Here is a 14664-nt window from a genome sequence, read left to right on the forward strand (position 1 = left end):
AGTAGGTCACCGCCTTTTTTGAAACCCTTTTCATAATTATATGAAAAGGGTTTTTTGCTTTTTATAACTTTTACTCCATCTTAAAATGATTCAATTTTATTATCTTCATGTTTCATCTGTATACTATCTATGAAGGTAAATAAAGAACTCGATTTGACTTGGAATTTTGTAGCGAATACCAGTAGAAATATTTTTCTAACAGGAAAAGCTGGAACAGGTAAAACTACTTTTTTGCATAAATTGAAAACACAATCTCAAAAGCGAATGGTGATTGTTGCACCAACTGGTGTTGCTGCTATCAATGCTAAAGGTGTAACTATTCATTCTTTCTTTCAAATGCCTTTTGGTCCTATTTTACCTAATACTGATTTAGATGCTTCAGCTGGTCTTAACAGGAAGTTTAGTAAAACAAAAATAAATATTATTAAGTCGCTAGACCTTTTGGTTATAGATGAGATAAGTATGGTTCGGGCTGATTTACTAGATGGGATTGATAAAACATTAAGACGTTTCAAGAACAGAAATTTGGTTTTTGGAGGAGTTCAGTTGTTAATGATAGGTGATCTTCAACAATTATCTCCTGTAATTAAAGAACACGAATGGAGGTTATTAAGGTCGTTTTATGAGAATGCTTTTTTTTTTAGTAGCCAGTCTTACCAACAATGTAATCCAATTAGGATAGAATTGAAGTATATTTATAGGCAAAAGAACCCTTTATTTATAGATATTCTTAATGAAATTAGAAACAACCAATTAAGCCAGACTTCGGCAAATGAATTGAATAAAAGATATATTCCTGATTTTGAGCCAAACAAAGAGGATGGCTACATTTCATTGACAACACACAATAATAAGTCTCGACAATCTAATAAGCAAGAACTAGAAAAATTAGAAGGTAAGGAGCATATATATATAGCAAATATAGATGGAAATTTCCCAGAAAATTCATATCCAAATAATGAAGAGTTAATACTTAAAGTTGGAGCTCAGGTGATGTTTATTAAGAACGATAGTTCTCCTGAGAAGCGGTATTTTAATGGTAAAATAGGTAAGGTAATTTTGCTAGACAAAGATGAAGTTATTGTAAATTGTCCAGATGACGATTTTAACATTGTAACAAAATTAGAGACATGGGAGAATATAAAATACACGGTAGATTCCGAGACTAAAGCCATTTCTGAGGATAAAATTGGAAGTTATTCTCAAATACCGTTACGCTTAGCTTGGTCTATTACCATTCATAAAAGTCAAGGGTTAACTTTTGAGAAAGCCATTATTGATGCCCAAGGTGCCTTTGCCCATGGACAAACGTATGTTGCACTAAGTCGTTGTAAATCTTTAGAAGGTTTAGTTTTAAAAAGTAAAATTGAGCCAAATCAAATTATAAATGATCGACATGTCATTGATTTTAACAAAAATGCTGAAGCTAATCAACCTAATGAAGATATTTTACAACAATCTAGACGAGAATTTCAACTTAATTTAATTTCAGAAATTTTTAATTTTTATAAATTTCTGTATCCTGCTGGACGAATTTTAGAGGTTTATTATAAAAACAGAGGAAGTATAGAGGGTTCTATTGAAGAGCCACTGAATAAAATTAAAGTGAGCACAACAAACTTACTTAAAGTTTGTAATAGTTTCAAATCTCAGCTACAAACATTAGTTGGCCATATGGAAATTCCTGAAGCTAATAAGGCGCTTCAAGAGCGGTTTACAAAAGCCGTCAGCTATTTTAGTGAACAGACAAAATCAACCATAGAAACATCATTAAAAAATCTTAGTTTTTCTACTGACAACAAAGCTATTCAAAAAGATATAGAGAAACAACTAAATACTTTGGAAGAGATACTAGAGACCAAACTATCCTATTTTGAAGGTTTAAAAGAAGGTTTCAAAACAGACAAATTTTTAGGATTAAGAGCAAAATCTGTTTTCTTTGGAAAAGAGAAAACAAATAAACAACGTAAAGCAGTTATTAATGGAACAACAAATGTTGAACTCTTTGAATTGTTAAGAGAATTAAGAAATCAAATTGCGAACCGTGAAGATTTAGTTCACTTTCAAATTTTTACACAAAAATCATTATATGCTATGTGTGAATTATTACCATCGTCTAAGCAAGAATTAAAAACAATTCATGGCATGGGTAAAACACGGATTGAAAAGTATGGTTCAGAAATATTACAAGTTATTAAGCGGTATTGTGAAGACAATGATATTGAAACCTCGAATGCGATTTCTGTTTTTGAAGAATTAAAGCCTAAAAAGCAAAAAGGTAATACTAAGAAAATATCTTTAGAATTGTTTAAAGAGGGGAAATCTATTGAACAAATAGCTTTAGAACGTGAATTAAATTCAAATACCATCTTTGGGCATTTGGCTGATTTTATTTCTTCCGGTGAAGTTAAAATTACAGACTTAATATCTAAGAAAAATTATTCAGAATTAAAAAAAATTATTCCGACTAAAACTTTCGAAAACCTTTCAGATTTAAAACATCAGTTAGATGATAAATACTCTTATGGTGAGATTCGTATAACTCTTCAGGATTTGTCAAATTAAAAAAGACCTCAAAATTAAATTCTGAAGCCTTTGCTATATATTGATTATTGAAAACTCATCCTTTTATCACTCCTCTTGAAATTACTATTTTCTGAATTTCTGAAGTCCCTTCATAAATTTGAGTGATTTTTGCATCACGCATTAAACGCTCAACATGGTATTCTTTTACAAATCCGTTTCCGCCATGAATTTGCACAGCTTCAACAGTGTGCTCCATAGCAACCTTACTTGCGTATAGTTTTGCCATAGCACTAGACATATCGTAATTGTTGCCTTGGTCTTTATCCCAAGCAGCTTTCATTACTAACATTCTTGCAGCTTCAATATCAGTATGCATATCAGCCAATTTAAAAGCAATGGCTTGGTGATTGCAAATTTCTGTCCCAAAAGCTTTACGCTCTTTAGAATATTTTAATGCTAATTCATAAGCTCCGGCAGCGATACCTAGAGCCTGAGCTGCTATACCTATACGTCCACCAGAAAGCGTTTTCATAGCGAATTTAAATCCGAATCCATCTTCACCAATTCTATTTTCCTTTGGAACTTTTACATCATTAAATTGAAGCGTGTGTGTATCGCTTCCTCGAATTCCTAATTTGTCTTCTTTAGGTCCAATATCGAAACCAGGTGTTCCTTTTTCAACAATAAAAGCATTAATACCCTTGTGCTTTTTTTCTTTATGGGTTTGCGCAATGACTAAGTAAACATCTGAACGACCTCCGTTAGTAATCCAGTTTTTTGTTCCGTTTATGACATAATGGTCGCCCATATCTATCGCTGTCGTTTTCTGCGATGTTGCATCGCTACCAGCTTCTGGCTCACTTAAACAAAATGCACCAATGCTTTCTCCGGTAGCTAATTTGGTAAGATATTTTTGTTTTTGCTCCTCGTTTCCATAAGCTTCAAGTCCATAACAAACTAACGAATTGTTTACCGAAACCATAACAGAAGCTGAGGCATCAATTTTTGAAAGTTCTTCCATAATTAATACGTAAGAAATAGCATCCATACCACTTCCTCCATATTTTGGATCCACCATAATTCCCATAAACCCTAGTTCGCCCATTTTACGGACTAATTCATCTGGAAATGTTTGAGCATTATCACGTTCTATAACACCAGGAAGTAATTCGGTTTGTGCAAAATCTCGAGCTGCGTCTCGAATCATTAAATGTTCTTCTGTTAAGCTAAAGTCCATAAAATATTGTAATTATTGATTTGATAAAAAATGTATGCAAAGATAATAGTTTCTTGCGGTATTTTCAATAAGTAATATTATTTTTACTTATATGATAAAATCTAATTATAGGGTTATTGCAGTAATGTCTGGAACATCTTTAGACGGTATCGATATTATTTTTGCTACATACATGTATAATAATGGTTGGAGTTTTAAAATTCATCATTTTGAAACTGTAAAATATTCTAAGAATTGGAAATCTACACTGGGAGATTTAGTGAATAACTCAATAAATGAACTACAAGACATTGACAATTCTTATTCCGAGTATTTAACAACAGTAATTTCAAATTTTATTAAAAAACACAAAATCGAGACTATAGATTTCATCGCTTCACATGGTCACACTGCACTACACCAGCCAGAAAATGGTTTGACTTATCAAATAGGAAATAAGCAGATTTTAGCTGATATATTAAATGAGAAAATAATTTGCGATTTTAGAATTCAAGATGTTAAATTTGGTGGGCAAGGAGCACCTTTAGTACCAATTGGTGATCGTTTATTATTTCAAGATTATGATTATTGTTTAAATTTAGGTGGTTTTGCAAATATTTCATTTGAATATAATGCAGAAAGAATTGCTTATGATATTTGTCCTGTTAATATTGTTTTGAATCATTATGTTTCGAAATTAAATTTAGACTATGATGATAAAGGACAATTAGCATCAATGGGAAAGGTTAATCAAAAATTATTTTCTGAATTAAACAAGCTTGATTTCTATAACCAACAGCCACCAAAATCTTTGGGTTTAGAATGGGTAGGGTTAAATATATTTCCTTTGATTGATTCTTTCAAACTTAAATTAGAAGATATATTAAGAACTTTTGTTGAACATGTTGCTTTTCAAATTTCAAAAGCTTTATTAAAAGAAGGTGAAGCAGTCTTAGTAACAGGTGGTGGTGTCTATAATGAATTTTTTATTAACAGATTAAAAAACTTTTCAAAGCTCAGAATAATAATACCAAAAAATGAAATAGTTGAGTTTAAAGAGGCGTTAATTTTTGGTTTTTTGGGTGTTTTAAAGGCTAGAAATGAAGTAAACTGTTTAAAAAGTGTAACAGGAGCATCTCATAATCATTCTTCTGGAAAAATTTTAATTCAGAACACATAAAATTAGTAAAAATTTCACTTTTTAGCCTTTAGAGTTTTTTATATTTGCTATAACTAACTAAACAAACATACATTGATAAAAGAGTTACTTCAGAAGTACGAAAATAAATCCCCAGAGATAGTATTCCATTGGAATGATCCCGAAACAGATGCAGAAGGTTGGACAGTAATCAACTCAATAAGAGGTGGTGCGGCAGGAGGTGGAACACGCATGCGCAAAGGCTTAGATAGAAATGAAGTACTGTCATTAGCTAAAACCATGGAAGTAAAGTTCACAGTTTCTGGACCTGCCATTGGAGGTGCAAAATCAGGTATTAATTTTGACCCACAAGACCCGAGAAAAAAAGGCGTTTTAGAACGCTGGTATGCTGCTGTATCACCATTGCTTAAAAGCTATTATGGTACTGGTGGAGATTTAAACGTGGATGAGATCCATGAGGTTATTCCTATCACAGAAGAAAGTGGTGTGTGGCATCCACAGGAAGGGGTTTTTGAAGGCCATTTTAGACCAACGCAAGCTGACAAGATTAATAGAATAGGACAATTAAGACATGGCGTTATAAAAGTAATTGAGAACCTTAAATATTCTCCAGAAGTTGCGAGGAAATATACTGTTGCAGATATGATTACTGGTTATGGTGTTGCCGTTGCTGCCAAACATTTATATGATATTAACGAAGATTCTATAAAAGGAAAACGTGTTGTTGTGCAGGGATTTGGAAATGTAGGTGCAGCAGCAGCCTTTTATTTTGCTCAGATGGGAGCTAGAGTAGTTGGTATAATTGATAAAGTTGGAGGACTAATTAATGTTGAAGGATTTTCTCTTAATGAGATTATCGATTTATATCTTAACAAGAATGGAAATACTTTGGTAGCAGATAATCTTATTTCATTTGATGATATTAATAATCAAATATGGTCGTTGCAAACTGAAATTTTTGCTCCCTGTGCGGCTTCTAGATTAGTAACTAAAGACCAAATTGACCAAATGATAGCTACTGGTTTAGAGGTCATATCTTGTGGTGCCAATGTTCCTTTTGCTGATAAAGAAATATTCTTTGGGCCAATAATGGAGCATACAGATCAAAAAGTTAGTCTAATACCAGATTTTATCTCAAACTGTGGTATGGCAAGAGTTTTTGCTTATTTTATGGAGCGAAAAGTACAAATGACAGATGAAGCTATTTTTAATGATACCTCAATGGTGATTAGAAAAGCTTTACAAGAAGTACATAAAAATAATTCAACCAAAATTGGTATTAGTGAAACCGCATTTGAGATTGCACTGAGACAATTAATATAAATATCCCATATCATGGAAACCGTAATAATTCTCGTTTTTGTTTTTGGTTATCTAGCCATTACTTTAGAGCACAATATTAAAATTGATAAGCTAATTCCTGCTTTAGTGATGATGGCTATTAGTTGGGCGTTAATCTCTTTAGGTATTGATGATTTTTCGACATGGTTCGATTCTGCTAAACATAGCTTAATGGATGATTTCGGGCTACTTTCTAATGAAGAAAAAATGCACTTAATGGAAGAGAGTTTACTACATCATTTAGGAAAAACTGCTGAAATACTAGTGTTCTTATTAGGTGCTATGACAATTGTTGAAATTATAGATTATTTTGACGGTTTTTCAACCATCAAAAATGCCGTTAATTTTAATAGTAGAAAGAAGTTGTTATGGATGTTTTCAATATTAGCATTTGTTCTATCTGCAATTATAGATAACCTTACAGCAACAATTGTATTAATATCAATACTTCAAAAAATTGTAAAAGATAGAAATGTGAGAATTTGGTATGCGGGATTAATTATTATAGCTGCCAATGCTGGCGGAGCATGGTCTCCAATTGGTGATGTTACCACTACTATGCTTTGGATTGGTGATAAGGTTTCTACAGGGAAATTAATTTCGTATTTATTTATTCCATCACTCTTGTGTATGGTTGTACCAACTTTTGTTGCATCACTTCTACAGCCATTTAAAGGTGAATTAGAACTTCATGAAGCGGATGATAAACCTAAAAATAAGTTCAGTTCTACTATGTTATTTTTAGGACTTGGAGCAATAATTTTTGTGCCAGTTTTTAAAGTTATAACACACTTACCTCCATATGTTGGGATGATGCTATCTTTGGGAGTAGTGGCAATATTTGCCGAGATTTACAGTAATTCAAAGTTTGCAATTTCACAAGTGGTTTCAGATGAGCATCAAGAGCATTCTAGCCATAGTCCTGTACATTCTTCGTTATCTAAAATTGAATTGCCAAGCATATTATTTTTCTTAGGTATTTTAATGGCTGTTGCCGCTTTAGAATCGCTAGGAATACTTTTTGGTTTTGCAGGTTCACTTCAAGAAACGATGCCAATGTTGGGTACTGAAATAAATGGTGAAGGCGTGTCGGATTTAGTGGTTTTATTACTAGGAGTTGGTTCTGCGGTAATTGATAATGTGCCTTTAGTAGCAGCTAGTTTAGGGATGTTCTCTGAGCCATTAGATAATGAGTTATGGCATTTTATTGCTTATTCAGCAGGTACAGGAGGTAGTATGTTAATTATCGGTTCTGCAGCTGGAGTAGTTGCTATGGGAATGGAAAAAATAGATTTTTTCTGGTATTTAAAAAAGATATCATGGTTGGCATTAATTGGTTTCATAGCTGGTGCAGCCGCGTTTATGGTAACAAGAGCAATATTCTAATATACTTAAGTAAAAAACTTAACGTTATATTTTACAAGAACTTTAAAATTTAAACCTTATCGTATGATATTACTAAGTAATATTCAAGATGGAGCCGAAGTTTTAACTGATGGAAAATCAGTTGAAAAAACCTTATCCATAATAGAATTAATCACAAGTGGTGGAACTTCAGGAATGGTAATCATTCTTATTCTTTTCCTTCTTTTAATTGTAGCAACCTATATATATTTTGAACGTATTTTTGCTATTAAAGCAGCGTCAAGAGTCGATTCAAATTTTATGAATCAGATTAAAGACCATGTAAGTAATGGTAAGATAGACTCTGCTCAGATGTTATGTGCTCAAGTAAATTCGCCAGTTTCAAGATTAATAAGTAAAGGAATTACAAGAATTGGTAAACCTCTAGAAGATATTAATACGGCGATTGAGAACGCTGGTAAATTAGAAGTTTATAGTTTAGAAAAAAATGTAAGTGTTTTAGCAACAATTTCGGGTGTAGCACCAATGATAGGATTCTTAGGAACCGTAGTTGGTATGATTATCTCAATTTTTGAACTAGCCAATGCAGGCGGAACCATTCAAATGGATGTATTAGCCAGTGGATTATATACAGCGATGACCACAACAGTTGGTGGTCTTATAGTTGGTATAATAGCTTATGTAGCTTATAATCATGTTGTAGTAAAAACCAATAAAGTGGTTTACCAAATGGAGGCTAATTCGGTTGAATTTTTAGATCACCTAAACGAACCTATCTAAGATGAACATTAGAGGACGAAATAAAGTAACACCAGAGTTTAATATGGCGTCGATGACGGATATTGTATTCTTGTTATTAATCTTTTTTATGATTGCGTCAACCTTAGTTACTACAAATGCGATTGATATTATTTTACCAAAAGCAAGTGGGAAGACTGAGAACAAAAAATCGACAGCGGTAAGTATTAAAAAAGATTTGACCTATTATATTGATCAGAAACGTGTAGGCGAAAGCGTTTTAGAAAGTCAATTGATATCTATAATGTCTTCACAGAAATCTCCAACAATTGTTTTGAGAGCAGAGAAATCTGTTCCTGTTGAAAATGTTGTGAGGGTTATGGATATTGCTAATCGAAATAAATTCAAAGTTATATTAGCAGTTCAGCCCAACTAAACGGCATTGTTTTTGGCAACTATACAAACTAAAGTATAACAGAGTGAAATATTTAGAAACCAAACACGAACGTAATTCTGCAAGAATCACGGCACTTATTGCCTTAATTTTGCTGTTGCTATTATTTGTTGTTGGTCCTCAATATTTAGATCCACCAGAAGAATATGGTGTAGCTGTTAACTTTGGAACTACCGATTTTGGAAATGGTAACAAGCCATTAAGTGAACCACGAAAGGCTGTCGAAGAAAAAGTTGTTGAAGAATCTCAGCCTGAAGAATCAAAGGTTGAACCAACCGAGACAACAACAAAGGCTGAGGAAGTAATGACAGAAGAAAATGCAGAGGCTATTGCTATTAAAAAGCAAAAGGAAGCTGAAGCTAAAGCGAAGGCAGAAGCTGAGCGTATTGAACGTCAAAAACGTGAAGATGAAGAAAAGATACGAAGAGAAGAAGAAGAGAAAAAGAAAAAACTAGATAACCTTATAGGTGGTGTAAAGAACTCTAACGGAAACGATGATGGAGGAGAAGGACCAGATGATCAAGGTGGAAATAAAGGTCAGTTAGATGGTGATCCTTATGCTCCGAGTTATTTTGGTGGCTCTGGACCAGGGAAAGGTGGAGTTGGTTCTGGACTAAACGGAAGAGGTAGACCAACTAATGGTAAAGTTTTACCTGATTGTCAAGAGACAGGTTTAGTTGTAGTAGAAGTAAGAGTAAATAGGCAAGGTAAAGTAGTAAAAGCTATACCTGGAAAAAAAGGCACTACTGGTACGAGTTGTTTATTTGAAGCTGCTAAAAAAACGGCCTTTACTTTTAAATGGCCTGCGAATCCAGAGGCACCTACAGAACAAGTAGGATTCGTAAGTATTAATTTTGATGTAGGTCAATAACTCATGAATTATCAAGATACTGTAAGTTGGATGTTCCAACAATTACCAATGTATCAGAATAAAGGGAAATCTGCCTTTAAAAAAGATTTATCTAATACTTTAAAGCTTTCCAAACACTTAAGAAAGCCACATGAGCGATTTAAATCTATTCATGTTGCTGGCACTAATGGTAAAGGTTCTACAAGCCACATGTTAGCTTCTGTGCTACAAGAGGCAGGTTATAAAGTTGGATTGTACACTTCTCCACATTTAAAAGATTTTAGAGAGCGTATTAGAATAAACGGTAAAGTCGTAAGTAAACAATTTGTTATTGGTTTTATAAAACGATACAAAGCATTTTTAGAAGTAAACGAGTTATCTTTTTTTGAAATGACTGTTGGTATGGCGTTCGATTATTTTGCGAAACAAAATGTTGATATTGCTGTAATTGAAGTTGGATTAGGAGGGAGATTAGATTCAACAAACATAATTACGCCAGAATTATCTGTAATTACCAACATAGGATTAGATCATGTACAAATATTGGGTGATACTCTTGAGAAAATAGCAAGTGAAAAAGCAGGTATAATAAAACCTAAGGTACCTATTGTTATTGGTGAAACACATCCAGAAACTCAAAATGTTTTTATATCAAAAGTTAAAGAAACTAATTCAGAAATTTACTTTGCAGACCAATCTATAGATGTAGTTTTTGAAAGTGATTTAAAAGGATCTTATCAAATACATAATATAAAAACAATGTTGAAGTCAGTTGAAGTTTTAAGAAATTCAGGATTTAAAATCTCTCAAACCCAATTAAAAAAAGGACTTCTAAATGTTGTAGAAAATACAAACATGCAAGGGCGTTGGCAAGTATTAGAAACAGAGCCAAAGATTGTATGTGATACAGCACACAATAAAGAAGGATTGTCTTATGTAATGCAACAATTAAAATCGGAAGTATTTGAAAAACTTCATATTGTTTTTGGTGTTGTTAATGATAAAGATTTAGATTCATTAATTCCGTTACTCCCAAAAAAAGCAATCTATTATTTCTGTAAACCAGATGTACAACGTGGATTAGATGCAAAAAAATTACAAAGTATATTTGCTAAAAATCAATTAAAAGGCAGCTCCTTTACAAGTGTTAATGAAGCCTTTAATAGTGCAAAATCAGAAGCTAGGAAAAATGATTTAATTTATGTAGGTGGCAGTACTTTTGTGGTCGCTGAAATAATTTAATTTTTTTTTAAAAAACCTTTTGAAATTTTAAAAACTAGTCTATATTTGCAGTCCTTATAAATAGGGCGACTAGCTCAGTTGGTTCAGAGCACTTGGTTTACACCCAAGGGGTCAGGGGTTCGAATCCCTTGTCGCCCACATCAAATAAAATCCCGATTTGCATCTGCAAATCGGAATTTTTGTTTTCGAAAAGGACCAAGCCAATGACTTGAAGTTCTTTTTGAAAGCAAAAATCCCAAGAATCGCCAAAGCGATTCGGGATTCTATTTGCAGAAGCGGTTTCGGATAAGGATATTAAATCCCATTTGTTTTAAAATTTAAAACGAGAAATCTTATTTTTGAGAACTAATGGGTCATTAACTCAGTTGGTTTAGAGTGTTACCTTGACAGGGTAGAAGTCGCCAGTTCGAATCTGGCATGACCCACAATTTTCTTTCTAAATTGAATCTAGTATACGCTCCAAAGCCATACCTCTAGATCCTTTGATTAGTATTGTGGAATTATCTAACTTTAGTGTTTTGAGCAAGAGCTTTAAATCTTCAAATTTTTTAAATTTTAGAGCATATTCGTCAGTTTTGCATCTAAAGAAATTCTCACCTATCAAGAAAATATTATTATCAAAATTGTCTTTGACAAAATCTGTAATAGCCTGATGCTCTTTTTCTGCTTCATCACCTAATTCAAACATGTCACCTAGAAACAAGTACTTGTTTTTAGAGTCTAGCTGCTTTAAGTTTTTAAGAGCAGCTAACATACTTGTTGGATTAGCGTTATAAGCATCTAGAATAATCTTGTTAGTCCCTTTTTTAATAATTTCAGAACGATTATTGTCTGGTTGATAGTTTTCAATTGCTTCCTTAATGTTCTTAGTTGAAACGTTGAAGTGTTTTCCTAAAGCCACAGCTATGGCGATATTACCATAATTATAATCTCCAATGAGCTGACTATTTATTTCAACATTATCAAAGCTTAATGAAACAAGTGGGTTAGCGCTTTTAAACTTTACAATACAATCGTTTTTTGCACCTACACCAAAAGTAATTATGCTTTTGTAATCACCAATTTGTTCAATCTGTTTTTCGTCGTCAGTGTTTATTAAGGCAGTTTTATTATTTGCTCTTATATAATTGTATAATTCAGATTTGCCTTTAATAACTCCTTTAACACCACCGAAACCTTCTAAATGAGCTTTGCCAAAGTTTGTAATTAAGCCATAATCTGGTTGTACAATATTTGAGAGAAATTCTATTTCCTTCTGGTGATTCGCACCCATCTCTACAATTCCAAAGTCCATGTTTTTAGTAAAGCGAAGTAGTGTTAAAGGGACACCAATATGATTATTTAAGTTCCCTATTGTTGCTTTTACTTCGTATTGAGACGACAAAACGGAATAAATAAGTTCTTTTGTGGTCGTTTTGCCATTACTTCCTGTTAGAGATATTATAGGAATGTCTATACTGTTTCTGTGGTAAGTTGCTAAGAGCTGTAATGAGGTTAAGACATCATCAACCAATATACAGTTTTCATTAAACTCAACATTTTTATCATCTACTACACAATATTTTGCGCCACCTTCAAAGGCTTGAGACACAAATTTATTGCCATCAAAATTTTCACCTTTCAATGCAAAGTACATACATCCTCTAGTCAGTTTTCTTGTATCTATAGATACAGAAGAACATTCTTTAAATTTTTTATATAATGATTCAATTTTCATAACCTTAAAAATAAAAAAGTCCTGATAAACATATCAGGACTTTTTTAAATATTATTCTAACGTTATTAATTACGTTTTTTTCCGCCATTTTGAGTTTTAGAACCCACTCTAGACACTGCGCATCTAAAGCCAATATAATCAGTTGCCATATCTTGTGGGAAGTAGCGACGCTGTGCAGGATCAATCCAATACGCTCTATCTCTCCAAGAACCACCTTTGTAAACTCTTACTTCGTCATTAATTAAAGAGGTTCTACTGTTAGATTTATCATACTCTCTTACCATTTCACCTCCAGTTGAATCAGTTTCAACTTTATGTTGTGGTGAGTTATACATTTTGCCAGTTTGATTTCCTGCTATAGAATCTTCATTAAAATCTTCTCTGTAATAACGTGACGAGCGCTTATCGCCATCTCTAAAGTTTCTGTTATCACTTTTGTCAAAGTTTGTTCTTAAATAAGTTTCTTCTTCATCAACAGCGATTTTTGCAATTTCACCAGGTAAATTTCTAGCGATAATTTTACCATTACTTAGAGTGTCATACACGATTTCATCAATCGTAACTATTTTTACAGTTCCATCTTCATTTAGTGCGTTTTTAGTATAAACATTCCCTCTGTAGTAGTTAAAATCATTGAACTCATCATCTACAATAGGTCTGTAAACATCAGCTACCCATTCAGCAACGTTACCAGCCATATCATATAAGCCATAATCATTTGGTTGGTATGTTTTTACCTCTGCAGTAATATCAGCACCATCGTCAGACCAACCTGCAATACCTCCATAATCCCCTTTACCTTGCTTAAAGTTAGCCATCTGATCTCCACGATTTACACGCTTACCAGATCTCGTGTACTGACCATCCCAAGGATATTTTTTACGACCTCTGTAAACATTATAACTACGTAATTCACTCATGCCTAAAGCAGCATATTCCCACTCGGCTTCAGTTGGTAATCTATATTTTACAGTAATTGCACCAGATTCTCTGTTTGCATAAATATTAATTGGATTACCATCTGCGTCAGTTTGTTGTCTTCTTTTACCGCCTTCTAGCACATCAGAATTACCACCATAAGTTTGAGTTGGTGCATTAATGTATGTATCAACATCGAACGTGCTTTCTGCATTTAAATCTGTGTACTGAGCGTCTCTCTTTATATATCCAGTCTCTTGTAAGGCTAATTCTGCCACACGGTTAGATCTCCAATTTGCATATTCAACGGCTTGTATCCAACTTACTCCTACAACAGGGTAATTTGCATAGCCAGGATGACGTAAATAGTTTTCGGTCATCATTTCGTTATAACCTAAACGATTTCTCCATACTAATGTATCAGGTAGTGCTCCTTTATAAATTAAAGCATAATTTGGATCATCTGGAGGATATACATTCTTAAGGTAATCTAAGTAATAAAGATAATTTAAGTTTGTTACCTCGTTTTCATCCATGTAAAATGACTGAATGTGTTGTTGGGTTGGAGTGTTATTCCAATCGTGCATTGGGTCATCTTGTACTTTACCCATTGTAAAGGTTCCACCTTCTATAAATGCAGTTCCTGGAGGCGTTTCTTGTTCTTTAAATTGTGTATTGTACTGAAAACCACCTTTTTTATCATTGATTTTCCAGCCTGTAGCACTATCTACATTGCCAGAGTTAGAAGAACGTTTACAGCTTACAATTGTAGCGCAAAGCGTTAATGCAATTAAAAATTTTAGGTTTGAGACATTTTTCATATCCATACGTTTAAGTAAGCTCGTTAAATTTTAGACCCGCAATATAACAATTAAAGGTAAACTAACAACTTTTTTTTGTGCCAAAATTCAAAAAAATATGCATTTCATCCTTTTTTTTGAACACGACAACGGATTTCTGTTCAGTTTATCGGTGTATTTTGCTCTTTTAATAACGAGTATAGAAATAAATTATTGTTGTATTTTTGAAATAAAAATTGAAAGGTCATAATAACACGCTTTTGCAGGCGTTATTTTACTGTAAATATTTATAATTGTCAGTATAATGATATTTTTTACAGATTATTTATGACTTTAAA

The 14664-nt window shown here is 33.0% G+C and carries 11 protein-coding genes and 2 tRNA genes; 10 read left to right on the top strand and 3 right to left on the bottom strand.

Annotated elements, in window-relative coordinates:
• The first annotated feature begins 129 nt into the window (after nucleotides 1–129).
• Nucleotides 130–2565 carry a helix-turn-helix domain-containing protein gene (locus AAC053_RS03540; RefSeq protein WP_339752881.1) on the top strand — a complete coding sequence of 812 codons (2436 nt, stop codon included), beginning with the start codon at nucleotides 130–132 and terminating at the stop codon, nucleotides 2563–2565.
• Nucleotides 2566–2620: 55 nt separating this feature from the next.
• Here AAC053_RS03540 and AAC053_RS03545 read toward each other — a convergent pair whose 3' ends face one another.
• Nucleotides 2621–3763 (bottom strand): acyl-CoA dehydrogenase, encoded by a 1143-nt coding sequence (locus AAC053_RS03545; RefSeq protein ID WP_339752884.1) that lies wholly within the window; start codon nucleotides 3761–3763, stop codon nucleotides 2621–2623.
• A gap of 91 nt (nucleotides 3764–3854) precedes the next feature.
• Here AAC053_RS03545 and AAC053_RS03550 point away from each other — a divergent pair, with 91 nt between their 5' ends.
• The 9 genes from AAC053_RS03550 to AAC053_RS03590 all read left to right on the top strand — a co-directional run bounded on the left by AAC053_RS03550 (nucleotide 3855) and on the right by AAC053_RS03590 (nucleotide 11316).
• Nucleotides 3855–4922, top strand: coding sequence for an anhydro-N-acetylmuramic acid kinase (locus AAC053_RS03550; RefSeq protein WP_339752885.1), 1068 nt, complete (start codon nucleotides 3855–3857; stop codon nucleotides 4920–4922).
• 75 nt (nucleotides 4923–4997) lie between these two features.
• Entirely contained in the window at nucleotides 4998–6224 is a 1227-nt protein-coding gene (locus AAC053_RS03555) for a Glu/Leu/Phe/Val dehydrogenase dimerization domain-containing protein (RefSeq protein WP_339752943.1), read from the top strand.
• A 12-nt stretch (nucleotides 6225–6236) separates the two neighbouring features.
• The gene (nhaD, locus tag AAC053_RS03560) at nucleotides 6237–7628 is read left to right on the top strand and encodes a sodium:proton antiporter NhaD (protein ID WP_339752887.1); all 1392 of its coding nucleotides are present in this window, start codon (nucleotides 6237–6239) and stop codon (nucleotides 7626–7628) included.
• Between the two features lie 63 nt (nucleotides 7629–7691).
• Nucleotides 7692–8387: a MotA/TolQ/ExbB proton channel family protein gene (locus tag AAC053_RS03565; RefSeq protein ID WP_339752888.1), complete on the top strand. Its 696-nt coding sequence runs from the start codon at nucleotides 7692–7694 to the stop codon at nucleotides 8385–8387.
• A 1-nt stretch (nucleotide 8388) separates the two neighbouring features.
• Nucleotides 8389–8781 carry a biopolymer transporter ExbD gene (locus AAC053_RS03570; protein ID WP_339752890.1) on the top strand — a complete coding sequence of 131 codons (393 nt, stop codon included), beginning with the start codon at nucleotides 8389–8391 and terminating at the stop codon, nucleotides 8779–8781.
• Between the two features lie 43 nt (nucleotides 8782–8824).
• Nucleotides 8825–9670, top strand: coding sequence for an energy transducer TonB (locus AAC053_RS03575; RefSeq protein ID WP_339752892.1), 846 nt, complete (start codon nucleotides 8825–8827; stop codon nucleotides 9668–9670).
• 3 nt (nucleotides 9671–9673) lie between these two features.
• Entirely contained in the window at nucleotides 9674–10891 is a 1218-nt protein-coding gene (locus AAC053_RS03580) for a folylpolyglutamate synthase/dihydrofolate synthase family protein (protein WP_339752894.1), read from the top strand.
• Nucleotides 10892–10954: 63 nt separating this feature from the next.
• Nucleotides 10955–11029: transfer RNA gene (locus tag AAC053_RS03585), tRNA-Val, on the top strand.
• A gap of 212 nt (nucleotides 11030–11241) precedes the next feature.
• A tRNA-Val gene (locus AAC053_RS03590) sits at nucleotides 11242–11316 on the top strand.
• A gap of 11 nt (nucleotides 11317–11327) precedes the next feature.
• On the opposite strand, the gene murF is transcribed toward AAC053_RS03590, so the two are convergent.
• Together murF and gldJ are read right to left on the bottom strand one after the other, a co-directional pair.
• On the bottom strand, nucleotides 11328–12608 hold the full coding sequence (murF, locus tag AAC053_RS03595; RefSeq protein WP_339752896.1) for a UDP-N-acetylmuramoyl-tripeptide--D-alanyl-D-alanine ligase: 1281 nt from the start codon (nucleotides 12606–12608) through the stop codon (nucleotides 11328–11330).
• 65 nt (nucleotides 12609–12673) lie between these two features.
• Complete coding sequence (gene gldJ, locus AAC053_RS03600) at nucleotides 12674–14353, bottom strand: gliding motility lipoprotein GldJ (protein WP_339752899.1); 1680 nt, start codon at nucleotides 14351–14353, stop codon at nucleotides 12674–12676.
• Nucleotides 14354–14664: the final 311 nt, after the last annotated feature.

It is taken from the genome of uncultured Winogradskyella sp. (assembly GCF_963975125.1).
Taxonomy (GTDB): domain Bacteria; phylum Bacteroidota; class Bacteroidia; order Flavobacteriales; family Flavobacteriaceae; genus Winogradskyella.